The 14,846-nt window shown below is 62.8% G+C and carries 12 protein-coding genes; 6 read left to right on the forward strand and 6 right to left on the reverse strand.

What is annotated here, in order from left to right; genetic code table 11:
• The first annotated feature begins 17 nt into the window (after positions 1 to 17).
• Complete coding sequence (locus tag BLR69_RS06190; protein WP_071495585.1) at positions 18 to 1,604, forward strand: arylsulfatase; 1,587 nt, start codon at positions 18 to 20, stop codon at positions 1,602 to 1,604.
• A gap of 172 nt (positions 1,605 to 1,776) precedes the next feature.
• Positions 1,777 to 4,269 (forward strand): fused MFS/spermidine synthase, encoded by a 2,493-nt coding sequence (locus tag BLR69_RS06195; protein WP_071495584.1) that lies wholly within the window; start codon positions 1,777 to 1,779, stop codon positions 4,267 to 4,269.
• A gap of 42 nt (positions 4,270 to 4,311) precedes the next feature.
• On the opposite strand, the gene BLR69_RS06200 is transcribed toward BLR69_RS06195, so the two are convergent.
• Positions 4,312 to 4,980, reverse strand: a complete 669-nt coding sequence (locus tag BLR69_RS06200) for a DUF3313 domain-containing protein (protein WP_071495583.1) — start codon at positions 4,978 to 4,980, stop codon at positions 4,312 to 4,314.
• A gap of 171 nt (positions 4,981 to 5,151) precedes the next feature.
• Between BLR69_RS06200 and BLR69_RS06205 the strand changes: the two genes are divergently transcribed.
• Positions 5,152 to 7,341 (forward strand): tetratricopeptide repeat protein, encoded by a 2,190-nt coding sequence (locus BLR69_RS06205; RefSeq protein WP_071495582.1) that lies wholly within the window; start codon positions 5,152 to 5,154, stop codon positions 7,339 to 7,341.
• 247 nt (positions 7,342 to 7,588) lie between these two features.
• Here BLR69_RS06205 and BLR69_RS06210 read toward each other — a convergent pair whose 3' ends face one another.
• Positions 7,589 to 8,083 (reverse strand): hypothetical protein, encoded by a 495-nt coding sequence (locus BLR69_RS06210; RefSeq protein ID WP_071495581.1) that lies wholly within the window; start codon positions 8,081 to 8,083, stop codon positions 7,589 to 7,591.
• Between the two features lie 167 nt (positions 8,084 to 8,250).
• Between BLR69_RS06210 and ccoN the strand changes: the two genes are divergently transcribed.
• From ccoN to BLR69_RS06225, 3 genes are all read left to right on the forward strand, one after another.
• Positions 8,251 to 9,678: a cytochrome-c oxidase, cbb3-type subunit I gene (gene ccoN, locus BLR69_RS06215; protein ID WP_071495580.1), complete on the forward strand. Its 1,428-nt coding sequence runs from the start codon at positions 8,251 to 8,253 to the stop codon at positions 9,676 to 9,678.
• A gap of 1 nt (position 9,679) precedes the next feature.
• Positions 9,680 to 9,889 carry a cbb3-type cytochrome c oxidase subunit 3 gene (locus BLR69_RS06220; RefSeq protein WP_071495579.1) on the forward strand — a complete coding sequence of 70 codons (210 nt, stop codon included), beginning with the start codon at positions 9,680 to 9,682 and terminating at the stop codon, positions 9,887 to 9,889.
• Between the two features lie 90 nt (positions 9,890 to 9,979).
• Positions 9,980 to 10,672 carry an aspartate/glutamate racemase family protein gene (locus BLR69_RS06225; RefSeq protein WP_071495578.1) on the forward strand — a complete coding sequence of 231 codons (693 nt, stop codon included), beginning with the start codon at positions 9,980 to 9,982 and terminating at the stop codon, positions 10,670 to 10,672.
• Here BLR69_RS06225 and BLR69_RS06230 read toward each other — a convergent pair.
• From BLR69_RS06230 to BLR69_RS06245, 4 genes are all read right to left on the reverse strand, one after another.
• The gene (locus BLR69_RS06230) at positions 10,669 to 11,181 is read right to left on the reverse strand and encodes a GNAT family N-acetyltransferase (protein ID WP_071495577.1); all 513 of its coding nucleotides are present in this window, start codon (positions 11,179 to 11,181) and stop codon (positions 10,669 to 10,671) included. The two genes, BLR69_RS06225 and BLR69_RS06230, sit on opposite strands and share 4 nt — an antisense overlap.
• A 61-nt stretch (positions 11,182 to 11,242) precedes the next feature.
• Positions 11,243 to 12,307: a DUF1176 domain-containing protein gene (locus BLR69_RS06235; protein WP_071495576.1), complete on the reverse strand. Its 1,065-nt coding sequence runs from the start codon at positions 12,305 to 12,307 to the stop codon at positions 11,243 to 11,245.
• A 53-nt stretch (positions 12,308 to 12,360) separates the two neighbouring features.
• A complete protein-coding gene (locus BLR69_RS06240) occupies positions 12,361 to 13,500 on the reverse strand; it encodes a glycerate kinase (protein ID WP_071495575.1) in 1,140 nt (379 codons plus the stop codon).
• Between the two features lie 91 nt (positions 13,501 to 13,591).
• Positions 13,592 to 14,698: a sugar diacid recognition domain-containing protein gene (locus BLR69_RS06245; RefSeq protein ID WP_071495574.1), complete on the reverse strand. Its 1,107-nt coding sequence runs from the start codon at positions 14,696 to 14,698 to the stop codon at positions 13,592 to 13,594.
• Between the last annotated feature and the right edge of the window lie 148 nt (positions 14,699 to 14,846).

Raw genomic sequence — 14,846 nt, forward strand, 5'->3', positions numbered from 1 at the left:
ACAAAGGAGCAAGTCTTATGACTCGCATACGTAAGTGGCTGCCGAAACTCGCCCTGGTGGCAGTTTCGGTACTCGGCGCCTCGGCATCCGCCTGGGCGGCCGAAAAGCCGAATATCCTGGTGATCTTCGGCGATGACATCGGGCAAACCAATATCAGCGCCTATTCCATGGGCGTGGTGGGCTACAAGACCCCGAACATCGACCGGATCGCCAAAGAAGGCATGATGTTCACCGACTACTACGCGGAGAACAGCTGCACCGCCGGGCGCTCGTCCTTCATCACCGGCCAGACGCCGTTGCGCACGGGCCTGTCGAAGGTGGGCATCCCGGGTGCGCCGGTGGGGTTGCAAAAACGCGATATCACCATTGCCCAGGCGCTCAAGTCACTGGGTTACTCCACCGGGCAATTCGGCAAGAACCACCTAGGTGATCGGGATGAATACCTGCCGACCAACCACGGGTTCGACGAATTCTTCGGCAACCTGTACCACCTCAACGCCGAAGAGGAGCCTGAACGCCCCTATTGGCCCAAGGACGACGCGGACTTCGTCAAGGCCAACACCCCGCGTGGGGTGATCCACAGCTTTGCCGACGGCAAGATCGAAGACACCGGCGCCTTGACCACCAAGCGCATGGAAACCATCGACGACGAAACCACGGCGGCGGCCCAGGCCTTCATCAAGAAGCAAGCCGAAGCCAACAAGCCGTTCTTCGTGTGGATGAACACCACGCGCATGCACCTGTTCACCCACGTGCGTGACTCGATGAAGGGCCAGAGCGGCATGCCCGGCAACGAGTATGCCGACGGCATGCTGGAACACGACGGCGATGTGGGCAAGCTGTTGCAAACCCTTGACGACCTGAAGATCGCCGACAACACCATCGTGGTCTACACCACCGATAACGGGCCGAACCAGTTCTCCTGGCCGGACGCGGCGACCACGCCGTTCCGCAACGAGAAGGACTCCAACTGGGAAGGTGCCTATCGGGTGCCGGCGATCATTCGCTGGCCGGGCAAGATCAAGCAGGGCGAGGTGTCCAACGAAATGGTCTCGGGCATGGACTGGTTCCCGACCTTGCTGGCCGCCGCGGGTGATGCACAGGTGAAGGACAAGTTGCTCAAGGGCTGGGCGCCCACTGCCGGCGGCACCCATTTCAAGGTGCATCTGGACGGTTACAACCAACTGCCCTACCTGACCGGCCAACAACCCAAAGGCGCACGCAACGAGTTCTACTACTTCAATGACGACGGCATGCTGGTCTCGATGCGTTTCGACAACTGGAAAGTGGTGTTCGCCGAGCAGCGCCAGCCAGGGGGGTTCCGGGTCTGGAGCGAACCGTTCGTGCAACTGCGGGTGCCGAAGATCTTCAACCTGAGGATGGATCCGTATGAGCGCGCGGATGTCGTGAGCGACCAGTATTACGACTGGACCACCAAAAACGTCTATCTGGCGGCTGTGGCGGTGACCAAGGCGGCGAAGTTCCTCGAAACCTTTGTCGAGTACCCACCCAGCCAGAAACCGGCGAGCTTCGGCATCGACCAGATTCGCGAGGCGGTGGACAAGAAGATCGAAGCGAAGATGAAGGCCGCACCTGCGTCATAACGGCCACAACACAGCCCCCTGTGACAGGGTTTGTGTGGGAGCGGGCTTGCTCGCGAATACGGAGTGCCAGTCAACAGATTCATTGACTGATCCACCGCATTCGCGAGCAAGCCCGCTCCCACATAAGCCCGTTCACACATTTGTGACCGAGTACCTGCACAAGGTTATCCCCATGTCTTCACGTACCACCCACAAAGTCATCGAGCGAAGCACGCCCTCATCCTTGTTGATCCCCGCCCTCCTGCTGTTCATCTCCGGTGGCGCAGCGCTGGTGTATCAGGTGCTGTGGATCAAGCAACTGTCCCTGGTAGTCGGCGTGGAGGTGTATGCGATCACCACCGGTATCAGCGCATTTTTTGCCGGGCTGGCGTTGGGCGGCTGGCTGTTCGGACGTTTGGCGGATCGCTTTGCGCGGCCGCTGCTGTTGTATGCAGGACTGGAATTTCTGGTCGCCGTGCTGGGGGTTGGCGCGACGCTGGCCCTGGGCGTGGCGGCCGAGCCGTTTGCCTGGCTGGAACAACGCCTCGGCCTCACGGCCTGGACACTGCCGTTTGCCCTGGTGGGCCTGCCGGCGATGTTGATGGGCGGCACACTGCCGGTGCTGGTGCGCTCGTTGGGCATCGATGCCAAGGGCTTGAGCCGGGCCGGTGGACGGCTGTACGCGGCGAACACGGCCGGGGCGATTGCCGGGACGCTGCTGACCGCGTTTGTCTTGATTGCGCAACTGGGCGTGCGTGGCAGTGCGTTGGTTGCCGCGATGCTGAACCTGCTGGCTGCTGTGGGTGCGTTGCTGGCGGTGCGTCATCAAGCGCCCGTAGCGATAGCGCCGACACGCACCGTGCAACCGGCGCGGCTGGCGTTGGTGCTGTACGCCATCGCCGGTGGCGTGGCGCTGGGCTATGAAGTGGTGTGGTCGCAGTCCATCGTGCAGTTCATGAGCACGCGCACCTATGCGTTTGCCGTGGTACTCGCCACCTACCTCACCGGTTTGTTGGTTGGCAGCCAACTGATGTCGCGCCGGGTAGAACGCCTGCGTGATCCCTGGGGCGTGTTCGGCTTGCTGATCGCGGGAGCGGGCCTGGTCGCGTTGTTGGAGATCGCCCTGCTGGGGCGTTGGCTGGTGTTGCTGCAAACCCAGGCTGAAGCACTGGTGCTGAGCCTGGGCGGCCATGAGCTGCCGGGGATGAGCGCGCGGTTTGCCGTGGCGGCGCTGTGCATCGTGTTCGTGCCGACGGTGTTGCTGGGCGCGGCGTTTCCCGTGGCGTTGCGCCTGAGCGTGGGCGATCGGCATGTCGGCCGCGACGTGGGCGCGGTGGTGGCCTTCAATACCTTGGGCGGGATCATCGGGGTGATGCTGTGCGGGTTTGTGCTGATTCCCTGGTTGGGGTTGGTGCGGACATTGGGATTGCTTGCTGTGATCGCAGATGGCGTGGGGTATTTAGCCGTGCGCCGTGGGCACGGGGTGAAAAAAGGTCGGCGGCAGGCGGTAGTCGCCTTGGGCTTGATCTCGCTGGTGATAGCACTGTTGACCCCGGTGGATCGCCTGGCAAAATTGCTGCCCGGTGCGCGTAACGCCAGCCTCGCGTTTTATCAGGAAGGCCGTGGTGCGACGGTCGCAGTTGTTACCCAAGGCCAGGGTTCACGGGCCTTTCAACGTTTGTATATCCAGGGCGTATCCAATACCGGCGACGCCATGCCGTCATTGCGCTATATGCGCATCCAGGCGCTATTGCCGCTGCTGGTTCACAACGCCGAGCCGAAATCCGCCCTGGTGATCGGCTTTGGCACCGGCATTACGGCCGGTGCGTTATTGCGCTATCCAGGCCTGGAACATCGCGTGGTCGCTGAACTATTGCCATCCGTGGTACAAGCCGCGCCCCTGTTCAAAGGCAACTTCAACGCCGCCGGCGATCCAGCCATCGACCTGCGCCTGCGCGACGGTCGCCAGGAACTGCTGCGCAACCCGCAAACCTATGACCTGATCACCCTGGAACCGCCACCACCCTCCGCCGCCGGTGTAGTGAACCTGTATTCCCAGGATTTCTACCAACTGGCGGCCACACGTCTTGAGAAACACGGCCTGCTCGCCCAATGGCTGCCGCTGCCGACCCAGAACATCGACGACTCCCGCGCCCTGGTGCGCAGCTTCCTCAATGTATTCCCCTACGCGTCGCTGTGGACCAGCGAGTTCCACGAAATGCTGCTGGTGGGCTCCCTTGAGCCGATCACACTGGATGCCGAACGCATTCGCCAGCGCTTTGAACAGCCTGGCGTGCGCAGCGCCCTGGCAGAGGTGGGGATCGATTCGGCGGCAACCCTGCTGGCGACCTGGGTCACCGATCGCCAGGGCCTTGAGCGTTTTGCCGGGGAGGCGCTGCCGGTCACCGACGACCAACCGCGTATCGAATACGCGCCGTGGGTACGCAGCAAGGAAATCACCCGGGTCCTGCCAGCCTTGCTCGACCTGCGGGTGCCTGTGCCGTTGATCAACGCCGATGCGGCCTTTGCCCGTACGCTGGCCGCCGAACAGCAGCGCCTGATGCAGTTCTACCGTGCCAGCCTGCATGCCTATGACGGTGACCGCGATGCCTGGGGACGGGATATGCGCGAGGTGTTGCGTGGGGACGGGGCCAACCCGTATTTCCGATGGTTTGGCGGCAACTGAGGCGGTGGTGAGGGCATAGCGCCCTCACCGTCCCGGGCCGTTCTAGTGTTTCAGCTTCACATAAGACTGATGCAGGTCCGACGCCCAGCCATCGATCACGCTTTTCACGTCGTCGGCCTTCATCACCTGCGACTCGTTGGACAGTGGCTTGCCGGTGCCTTTGCGCACCACTTGGGCGAGTACCTTGCCACTGGCGCCATCGAGGAACTGCGCCTCGGTGCCCAGGGTGGTTTCCTGATCACGGTGGCCAGTGCCGGTACTCACTGCCGCGACGACCAACGCTACCGGGATGTACTCGTACGGGGCGAGGCCTTCGGTCTTGCTGCTCACAGCGGTGATCGCCGCACGTACCACAATCACGCCAGGACCCGGCGCATTCGCCAGGGGCATGGATTTTTCCAGCTCACGCTTGAGCGCCTGGTTGTAGTAGGTGTTGATGCCATTGAGGGTGCTTTCGGGGATTTTTGCGGTGGCCTGTGGCTTGGGATAGAACTGGGTCGGCTCGACGAACACCGCGTGGTAGCGGCTCAGATCCAGCTTGGGGTCGACCCAGCGCATCACGTCGGCACCCGAGGGTGACTTGGCTTGCTTGAGCTGACTGTAGTCCGAGAGAAAGCCGGAGTACTCGTCCGGTTGAGTCACCTTGCTGGCACAGCCGGCCATTGCCACTGAGGCAACGCACAGTGTGCTGATCATTAGCCTTAGCTTCATCATTGAACTCCCTGGCGGTCATCATCGAAACAGTGAGCTGTAGGTATAGCCAATCCTGGGGAATTAGCCTTATTTCCGGCACGGGTTTGACAGACCTGCCCCCAGCGTCAAAGCTGCACGAAGCTCAAGCACGCCACAGAGCGTCCACGCATCAAGACAACGGAAGTCGGAATGCCCAAGCCCAAAAAAGACCCAGCCGCCCGCCGTCGTTTGCTTTACCCCGTATTGATTGTGTTGCTGCTGTTGGCCCTGACCGGAATCTGGGTTTTCCTGCAGGCCGGTACGCCTCGCTTGCCGGCGCCGGTCGTGGCCGCCAAACCTGTGACTAGCGCCCCGGCGAGGATGGTCGATGAGCAACAGTGCCAAGGCTGCCATCAGGCACAGGCCAAGGACTGGCAAGGCTCCCACCATCAACTGGCGATGCAATTGGCCACGCCGCAGACCGTGCCGGCGGACTTCAACGACGCCACCTTTACCGGCGAAGGCGAAACCACCCGGTTCTTTCGACGCGGCGACGAATTCTGGGTCAACACCCCTGGCAGCGACGGCCACGCCGCTGACTTCAAGCTGGCCTACACCTTTGGCATCGCACCGTTGCAGCAATACCTGATCGAGGTCGGCGGCGGTCGCCTGCAAGCCCTCGGCGTGGCCTGGGATACCCAGCAGAACCGCTGGTTTCACCTCTACCCCGGCCAGGGCGTGACCTTCAAGAACCCGCTGCACTGGAGCAAACCCAGTCAGAATGCCAATTTCATGTGCGTGGAATGCCACACCACCGGTTACACGCGCAATTTCGACGCGCAGAACAACACCTTCGACAGCCGCTGGAACAGCCTGGGTGTCGGCTGCCAGGCCTGCCATGGGCCGGCCTCCAACCACCTGCAATGGGCCGCAAAAAAGGGCGACCTGCTGCACGCCGGTTTCGCCGTGCACCTCAAAGACAAGGACGCCACCGTCGAACTGGAAACCTGCGCCCGCTGCCACGCACGGCGCGCGCCCTTGGGCGACGGTTTTACCGTGGGCAAGCGCCTGATGGACGACTACCTGCCCAGCGTACTGACCCGCGAACTCTATGCCCTGGACGGCAAGATCAAGGATGAAGTGTTCGAACACGGCTCCTTCGCCCAAAGCAAGATGGCCGAGAAAGGCGTGCGGTGCAGCAACTGCCACAACCCCCACAGCAACGCACTCAAGGCGCCGGGCAACGCGGTGTGCCTGCAATGCCATAACACTGCGGGCAAAACCCCATTTGCCACGGTGGATGGGCGCGGGTTGCAAGCAAAAAACTACGATTCGGACGAACACACGGGCAAGCCTGTCGGCCAGCCAGGTTCGTTCTGTGTCGACTGCCACATGCCGGGCAAGGTGTACATGGGCAACGACTTGCGCCATGACCACAGTTTCAGCATCCCTGCCGGCGCACGCGACGTGCTGAAGGCAGCGACTTACGCCGAGAGCATGGCGCTGATTCGTGGCGGCCAGCCCGGTGCCGCCCAGGCGCTGTATGAGCAGTTGGCACGCGGCAATCTGCCGGCGATCCAGCGGGCGACGCTGTTGGTCGAGCTGCCCAACTATCCGAGTGAACAGGCATTGAAGCTGGCGACCAGGGACCTGGCCAACCCAGCCCCGCAAGTGCGCGAAAGTGCCGTGCGTGCCGTCAGCGCCCTTCTGCCGCCGTCGGAACGCAGTGCACTCTATGGTCCCTTGCTGCGAGACCCGGTGCGCGCCGTGCGGATCATTGCCGCACGGGACCTGTTGGGTGTCCCCGGCCAGGGCCCCGCATGGAACAGTGCCATCGCCGAGTACGAACAGGTGCAGCTCAGCCTGCTGGAGCGTGCCGAAGCCAACCTCAACCTGGCGATGCTCTACCAGGCCAGTGGCCGTGGCGACCAGGTGGAAGCGCAATTGCGTACGGCCTTGCAGCGCGACCCCGACTTCTTCCCTGCGCTTGTCACGCTGGCACAGTGGCTGGAAGCCAATAGCCGCACACCAGAGGCGCGCCGTCTGATTGCCGACGAGTTGGCCCGGCGGCCGGATGCAGCGCTGTTGCAACACACCCAGGGCTTGATGCTGATTCGCTCAGGCGATACGGCGCAGGCCATGCCCTACTTGCGCAACGCCGCACGCCTGGAGCCCGCCAACGGCCAGTTCACCTTTGTGCTGGCGGTGGCGTTGCATGACAGCGGCGATGTCGACGCCGCCTGTGAGCAGCTGGAAGACCTGCTCAAGCGCCAGCCGTACAACCGCAATGCGCGGCTGTCGTTGATCCAGTACTACCTGGAGAACGGCCGGGAGCCCAAGGCTCAGGCCGTCATGCAAAGCTGGAGGGCACTCAACCCCGGCGACCCCGCCCTGAAATAACCCTGGGCTCTTGTAGTGAGCGGGCTTGCTGTGGTGGCCGGGATTGTTGGGGCTTGTTGGGGTTTATTGTGGTGAGCGGGCTTGCCCCGCGTTGGGTGGCGAAGCCGCCCTAAAACCAGGCGCCGCCGTTCTGTCTGAAGCGACTGGGTGATCTTGCTGGGGCTGCTGCGCAGCCCAACGCGGGGCAAGCCCGCTCACTACAACAAGACCGTTTGCCACGACAAGCCCGCACATTACAACCGACGGTTCAGGTGCGTTCGCGGGGGATCAGGCTTTGCAACTGCGAGGCCAGGAAGTTGGCGTCGAAGCCAAAGGTGTCCGGGTCTTTCAGGCCATTGGTCTTCTTCCACAACCAGTCGTTCTTATCCGCGGGCAATACCAACGACACACTGCCGTGACGCGCCGCGGTCAGGCCCATGACCGACACGGAGATCAAGCCGCCCGCACCCATGACATCCGGTACGAACTCCACCGGTTTGCCAGTGATCTGTACGGTCAGTTTCTCGGTCTTGAATGTCGAGGTCTCCACCGGCACGCTCGGGCCGCTGGCTACGTAAGCTTCGCGGCGGACTTCAAGCAACCCCACCGTCTTCACCGGCTCAAGCCACTGCTCGATCTGCCCGAACAGCTCATCGAGCTTCTGCGCCCAACGGGCCGACTGCACGTCGAACTGCTGCTTCTTGTGCGCTTCGCTGTCGGCGTAATGACGAAGCATCTCGCCCAGTTGCTGTACATCATCCATTGCGGAGTTCCTTGGGGTGAGCCTGGTTGCGAAGCCTGATCATGGCAGATGCAGCCATTCGACGTACGGCTTAAAACTGATCCGCAACAATGAGGTTTTTCTGAGCCTGTTTTGTTTTACCCATGCTTCCTACAGTGCCGCCACTTGGAACCGTGGGAGGACTGAGCATGAACACCGCAGCAATCGGACAGGCGTATAACTATAAGGTCGTCCGCCAATTCGTTATCGCCACGATCGCCTGGGGCGTGGTGGGCATGGCCATGGGCGTTTGGATCGCCTCGCAACTGGTCTGGCCGGAAATGAACCTGGACCTGCCCTGGACCACCTTTGGCCGCTTACGCCCCCTGCACACCAGCCTGGTGATTTTCGGTTTTGCCGGCAGTGCACAGTTTGCCGCCAGCTATTACGCGGTACAGCGTACCTGCCAGGTGCGGCTGTTTTCCAACCGCCTCGCGGCGTTTACCTTTTGGGGTTGGCAGTCGGTGATCGTAATCATGCTGGTCAGCCTGCCGCTGGGCTACACCACCACCAAGGAGTACGCCGAGATCGAATTCTCCGGCGCGGTGTGGATGGCAGTGGTCTGGGTGGCGTACGCCATTGTGTTTTTCACCACCGTGGTGCGGCGCAAGACACAGCACATCTACGTGGGCAACTGGTTCTTCGGCGCGTTTATTCTGGTGATCGCCATGTTGCATGTGGTCAACCACCTGGCGATCCCGGTGGACTGGTTCAAGTCCTATCCGGTGTATTCCGGTGCGACCGATGCCATGGTGCAGTGGTGGTATGGGCATAACGCCGTAGGGTTTTTCCTGACTACCGGTTTCCTGGGGATGATGTATTACTTCGTGCCGAAACAGGTCGGACGCCCGGTGTACTCCTATCGCTTGTCCATCGTGCACTTCTGGGCGCTGATCACCCTGTACATCTGGGCCGGCCCGCACCATTTGCACTACACCGCCCTGCCCGACTGGGCGCAATCGCTGGGCATGGCCATGTCGCTGATCCTGCTGGCGCCAAGCTGGGGCGGGATGATCAACGGCATGATGACCTTGTCCGGGGCCTGGCATCAGTTGCGCACCGACCCGATCCTGCGTTTCCTGGTGCTGTCCCTGGCGTTCTACGGCATGTCGACGTTCGAGGGGCCGATGATGGCGATCAAGACCGTCAACGCCCTCTCCCACTACACCGACTGGACCATCGGCCACGTACACGCCGGTGCCCTCGGCTGGGTGGCGATGATCACCTTCGGTTCGCTGTACCACATGATTCCCAAGGTGTTCGGCCGCGAGCAGATGCACAGCGTGGGGCTGATCAACCTGCACTTCTGGCTGGCGACCATCGGCACCGTGCTCTACATCGCGTCAATGTGGGTCAACGGCATCACCCAGGGCTTGATGTGGCGCGCGGTCAACGATGACGGCACCCTCACCTATTCGTTTGTCGAGGCCTTGCAGGCCAGCCACCCGGGGTTTGTGGTGCGCTTTGCCGGTGGCGTGTTTTTTCTGACCGGTATGCTGCTGATGGCCTACAACACCTGGCGCACGGTGCGTGTCGCGGACCTGAAAGTGGCGCAGCTTGATGCGCGGATCGCCTGAGATGTGGGGCCTATTGATGGTGGTATGCCTGTATGGCGCGGTGGAGTATTGCTTGCGCGGTCAATCGGACAAAAGCCTGGACGACGCCAGCCTGATGCCTTTCGCCGATGACCCGGAAGTGGCACGGCGGGTGGAGTTGGCGACCGGCAAACGGGTGCACTCGGTCGCACCGGAGGAAGCCAAGCCCGGGTGGACCAACCTGGACATGTGAAACTGCACCGGTCATTTCGTGGGCAACTGCGTATGACTAATCAATGGTCGATGGGTAAGGTGAAGCGACTTTCCTTGTCAGGAGCATCGCATGCGTACCATCGGCCTTATCGGCGGCATGAGCTGGGAGTCCAGCGCCGAGTACTACCGCATCATCAACCAGCGCATACGCGACCAGCTCGGCCCGCTACGCTCGGCGCAACTGTTGATGTACAGCGTGGACTTCGGCCCGGTGGAACAGGCGCAACACGCCGGGCGCTGGGATGACGCCGCACTGATCCTCGAAGACGCCGCGCGCCGTTTGCAAGCCGGTGGCGCCGACTGTGTAGTGCTGTGTACCAACACCATGCATTTGGTGGCATCGCGTATCGAGGCGGCGGTGTCGATTCCGTTCCTGCATATCGCCGATGCAGCGGGTGCGGCTGCCGTGGAAGCCGGCACGCTGACGGTCGGCCTGCTCGGTACGGCGTTCACCATGGAACAGGATTTCCTCAAGTCGCGCCTGGCCGCCCAAGGCCTGACCGTGCTGGTGCCGGAGGCCGACGAGCGCCAGGCCGTGCACCGGATCATCTATGAGGAGTTGTGCGTCGGCGTGATCAGCGAAGCGTCACGCAAGGTCTACCAAGGTGTGATCAAGTCCCTGGCCGCACGCGGCGCCCAGGCCATCATCCTCGGCTGCACGGAAATCGGCTTGCTGATCAAGCCCGAACACAGCCACCTGCCGCTGCTGGACACCACCGAGCTGCATGCGCAGGCTGCGGTGGCGTTTGCTTTGCAGGGCTAAGCCAACTTGCGCAGGCGCGCCATGCTCACGGTGTCGACAAACCGGCCGTCACGCAGGGCGTAATCACGCAATACGCCTTCGACCTCAAACCCGAACTTGCGGTACAGCCGCTGCGCCGCTTCGTTGTCGGCGTACACCGTGAGTTCCACCCGGTGCAGGTTCATCCAGTTGTCGGCCACGTCCAGCGCGGCCGTCAACAGCCGTGAGCCAACACCCTTGCCCTGCCACGCCGTTGCCACGCCCATGCCGAACGAACCGACATGGGCCTGGCGCACGCGCAGGTACTGTTCCAGGCCCAATTGGCCGATCACCTCACCGCCATGCACCGCCACCAGTTGCAGGCGCCGCTCGTTGTCCATCACCAGGCGTTTGCGCCACATCTCGACCGACTGGAAAGGCATTTGCAACACCTGACGGCACACGGCCGGTTCGTTGTAGAGCGCAGCGACGCCTTCAAGGTGAGCCTCGGTGAAGCGCTGGATCACGATATGGGGTTCAGGCGTGTGCATGGTGTTTCATCCTTTGAAAGACACGTGGCCGACCAGTGTAGGGGCGACATTGAGCCGATGGCTAGGGGGCTGGCACGGTTGACCATAGCGGTGGCCAGTCACCGTAGCCGACTCCGGTGCAACGCGGCATCCGGTGGAATTCGCTGAGCTGGAAACGCTTGCCGTCGAACACCCAGGAGGCCCCGCCACCACAATCACCGATGCCACGCTGCTTGTAGAAGTAACTCAGGGTGCCGGAAGCCTCGTCGTACCCGACCGAGCCCTGCAGCGCGGCGTCTTCCAGAGGCAGCGGCTGCAGGTCCATCAAGGTTTCCGTATAGGGTGCCTGGCGCTCACGGCTGCTGACATTGAACTCGCAGTTGTAGGCCGCACAGTCATAACGTGTCACGGTCATGGCCTGGCGCGCCGTCAGGGCACCCGCTTTTGCCTCGGGATCCCCCTCTTCCGGCGTGACGGCCTGCAAGGCGGCAGCCACCAGCCCGGCCTGCTCCTGCGCGGTCAACGGCGGTGCAGCCGTAAACTTGCGCAGTACCGGCGCCGGCACCCGTGGCGGCACCTCGCTGGCCGCGCCCTTGCCGGGTCGTGCCAGGGCCGTCACGTTGTCCACGCGACCCTGCACTGCATCCATCAACAGCAGCGCAGCACTCAACCCGCTCAGCGATACATGCGCCTGTTCATCACCCGGTAACTGCAGGCGTTGGCCATTGCGCAGCCGCTGCAACCAGCGCCGTGCACCTGCGTCATCAATCACTCCATACGACTGCACCTCAGGATCACCGCCCTGGTCATCCAGCTCAACGTGCAACTCCCGCGTCAGCTCCAGGCCCAGGGGTTGGCCGTCCAACAGCAAGGTGGAAAGGTCCACGTCCTGACCTCGATGATCGAAGCGCAAACGCGGATACCCTTGCGGACCGGCCTGATGCCAGATGTGCAACGTCAACGAGCTGTAGTCCTCATCATCCACGCCGCTGGGCGCGCTGAGGGCATGACAATTGCGCAGGTTGTCGCAACCGACCACCCACTGCTTGATCTCGCGCAGCAGCGGTACGGTTTCGGAGGACGGTTGTGCAAAGACCGGGACGGTGGCGCCGGTGAGCAACAGGGCCAGGAATGCGGGGCGCAGCATGGGGACTCTCCGTGTCGAAAAGGCGCGGATTGTCCCATGTTCGGGGTTGTCCGTCAGTGCTTGCCTGCGGTGCGCCACAACCGCGCAATATCGGCCGCCCGTTCGCTGAGCAGACGCGGCGCCTCAGCACACGCCTGCTCCAGACTCATCGGCCCGCTAGGCAAGGCAAATGCCGCATCCACGCCATGGGCATACATCTGCTCGTAGCCCTCACCCAAGGTGCCGGCGATCACAATAACGGGCACGTTGTGCTGCCGGGCGATGCGCGCCACGCCGAACGGGGTTTTGCCGCGCAGGGTCTGGGCGTCGAAGCGGCCTTCACCGGTGATCACCAGGTCGGCGCCACGTACGGCGGCGTCCAGGCCAACCAGTTCAGCGACCACTTCTACACCGGCGCGGAACTGTGCGCCGAGAAAGGCTTTGGCGGCAAAGCCCAAGCCACCTGCGGCGCCGCTGCCGGGTTCGTCGCGTACGTCCTTGGAGAGCACGTTGGCGCAGTGATCGGCAAAGCGGCCAAGGGCGGCGTCGAGTTGTTGGACTTGTTCGGGATTCGCACCTTTTTGCGGGCCGAAAATCGCCGAGGCGCCGTGGGGGCCGCACAGCGGGTTGTTGACGTCTGCGGCGATTTCAAAGCGTACCTGCGAAAGGCGTGGGTCAAGCTGTTCCAGGCTGACCCGCGCCAGGCGTGCCAGGGCCAGGCCACCAGGTGCCAGCGGTTGGTCGTCGGCGTCGAACAGTTGCACACCGAGTGCCTGCATCGCGCCAGCGCCGCCATCGTTGGTGGCACTGCCGCCAATTGCCAGGATGATGCGTTCAGCGCCGGCATCCAGTGCGGCTCGGATCAGTTCGCCGGTGCCATGGGTGGTGGTTGTGCATGCGTCGCGCAGGCCCGACGGCACCAATTGCAGGCCGCTGGCCTCGGCCATTTCGATGATTGCGGTGTGGCTGTCGGCCAACCAGCCCCAACGCGCCTCAACCGCTGTGCCCAGCGGGCCGCGCACGGTGTGGCGACGCAACTCGCCCTGGCAGGCCGCAAGCACCGCATCCACTGTACCTTCACCGCCATCCGCCATTGGACATTGGACCAGTTCGGCATCAGGCCACACCTGGGTCAGCCCTTCGGCAATGGCCTGGGCAACGCCTTCGGCACTCAGGCTGTCCTTGAACGAGTCGGGGGCGATGATGATTTTCATGGGCTTTCTCCGGTTTTTATGACGCCCATGCTGCCAGTTGCCACCGCCGCTGACGCCGGTCCGATGCACAAGTGCGGCGGTGCTTTGTTGTTCATTCCGACAAAGGCTGGGGCAGCAGCTGTACGCCGAGGTACAGGGCGAGCATGCCGTCCAGGGTCAACGGGTCGACGCCACTGAGTTCGGCAATCCGCTCCATGCGGTAACGCAGGCTGTTGCGGTGAATACCCAGGGCGTCGGCACAGGCCTGGCTTTGCCCGTCGTGTTCGCACCAACTGCGCAGCGTGGCCAGCAGTTGGCCGTTGCCGTCCTTGGCCAGTACTTTGCGCAGCGGGTTGAGCAGTTCATCGAGGGCGTCGTCGTTGCGATGGCGCCAGAGCATCACTGGCAGGCGATAGCGGTTGAGCGTGAGCAGCCGTGACTGCGGCAGCACATCGCGACCGTAAGCGAGCAAATCACCGACGCGTCGATAGCAGCGGCGCAGCCCCGCCAGCCCGTCGGCTTGCCCGCCAACAGCGACGCGCAGGATGCTCCAGCCGAGGCCTTCGAGTTTTTCCAGCAGGCGTGGGTTGTCGACCGGCACCGCGGCAGGCCGGCACCACAACAATGAGTACTGCGCCGAGCTGACACACCAACTGTCCGGATAACGCGAAGTCAGCCAGGCACTCAAGGCCTCTGCCGATTGCCCCGGGCCGAGTTCGAATAGATACGGCGTGCGCGCCATCTGCGGCTTGAGCCCCAGTTGCTGGGCTTCGTCCACCAGCCGCGGCGAGTCGCCGCTTTCTGCCAGCAGCAGGGCCAGCAGGTCATCGCAACGCTGGCGCCGCCACTGTTGCTCGGCCTGCTGGTGGCGGTGGCTCACCAGCATCTCGGCGGTCATACGCACCAGTTCGGCGTAGGTGCGCAGGCCTTCCGGTTCGCCAGTGATGCCCAGCACACCGATCAGGCGGCCATCATGCAGCAGCGGCAGGTTGATGCCCGGTTGCACGCCCTTGAGGTGCTTGGCGGTCTGGCCATCGATTTCCACCACGCGGCCATTGGCGAGCACCAGTTGCGCGCCTTCATGGCGGGTATTGATACGTTCGGGTTCGCCGCTGCCGAGAATCAGGCCCTGGCTGTCCATGACGTTGACGTTGTGGGGCAGGATCGCCATGGTCCGATCGACGATATCCTGCGCCAGGTCATGATCAAGCTCGAACATGCGGCTAAATTCCTTGAAAGGGTGGTTGTTCATCGGCACAGCGCAAAGCAGGGTTCGCTGTGCGCAAGCACAAAGACAGCGGCCCGCCGGAGGGCCGAGACTCTTCAGGCGATCAACGTTACCCTCGCATCGCGAAAAATCATAATAA

Origin of the sequence: Pseudomonas azotoformans, from assembly GCF_900103345.1 — a bacterium.
GTDB lineage: Bacteria > Pseudomonadota > Gammaproteobacteria > Pseudomonadales > Pseudomonadaceae > Aquipseudomonas > Aquipseudomonas azotoformans.

Excerpts from the sequence above, each read along its gene's own strand:
- BLR69_RS06230 (WP_071495577.1), bottom strand. The coding sequence starts at position 11,181 with ATGCACACGCCTGAACCCCATATCGTGATCCAGCGCTTCACCGAGGCT.
- BLR69_RS06240 (WP_071495575.1), bottom strand. The coding sequence starts at position 13,500 with ATGAAAATCATCATCGCCCCCGACTCGTTCAAGGACAGCCTGAGTGCC.
- BLR69_RS06195 (WP_071495584.1), top strand. The coding sequence starts at position 1,777 with ATGTCTTCACGTACCACCCACAAAGTCATCGAGCGAAGCACGCCCTCA.
- BLR69_RS06205 (WP_071495582.1), top strand. The coding sequence starts at position 5,152 with ATGCCCAAGCCCAAAAAAGACCCAGCCGCCCGCCGTCGTTTGCTTTAC.
- BLR69_RS06220 (WP_071495579.1), top strand. The coding sequence starts at position 9,680 with ATGTGGGGCCTATTGATGGTGGTATGCCTGTATGGCGCGGTGGAGTAT.
- BLR69_RS06225 (WP_071495578.1), top strand. The coding sequence starts at position 9,980 with ATGCGTACCATCGGCCTTATCGGCGGCATGAGCTGGGAGTCCAGCGCC.
- BLR69_RS06200 (WP_071495583.1), bottom strand. The coding sequence starts at position 4,980 with ATGAAGCTAAGGCTAATGATCAGCACACTGTGCGTTGCCTCAGTGGCA.
- BLR69_RS06245 (WP_071495574.1), bottom strand. The coding sequence starts at position 14,698 with ATGTTCGAGCTTGATCATGACCTGGCGCAGGATATCGTCGATCGGACC.
- ccoN (WP_071495580.1), top strand. The coding sequence starts at position 8,251 with ATGAACACCGCAGCAATCGGACAGGCGTATAACTATAAGGTCGTCCGC.
- BLR69_RS06190 (WP_071495585.1), top strand. The coding sequence starts at position 18 with ATGACTCGCATACGTAAGTGGCTGCCGAAACTCGCCCTGGTGGCAGTT.
- BLR69_RS06235 (WP_071495576.1), bottom strand. The coding sequence starts at position 12,307 with ATGCTGCGCCCCGCATTCCTGGCCCTGTTGCTCACCGGCGCCACCGTC.
- BLR69_RS06210 (WP_071495581.1), bottom strand. The coding sequence starts at position 8,083 with ATGGATGATGTACAGCAACTGGGCGAGATGCTTCGTCATTACGCCGAC.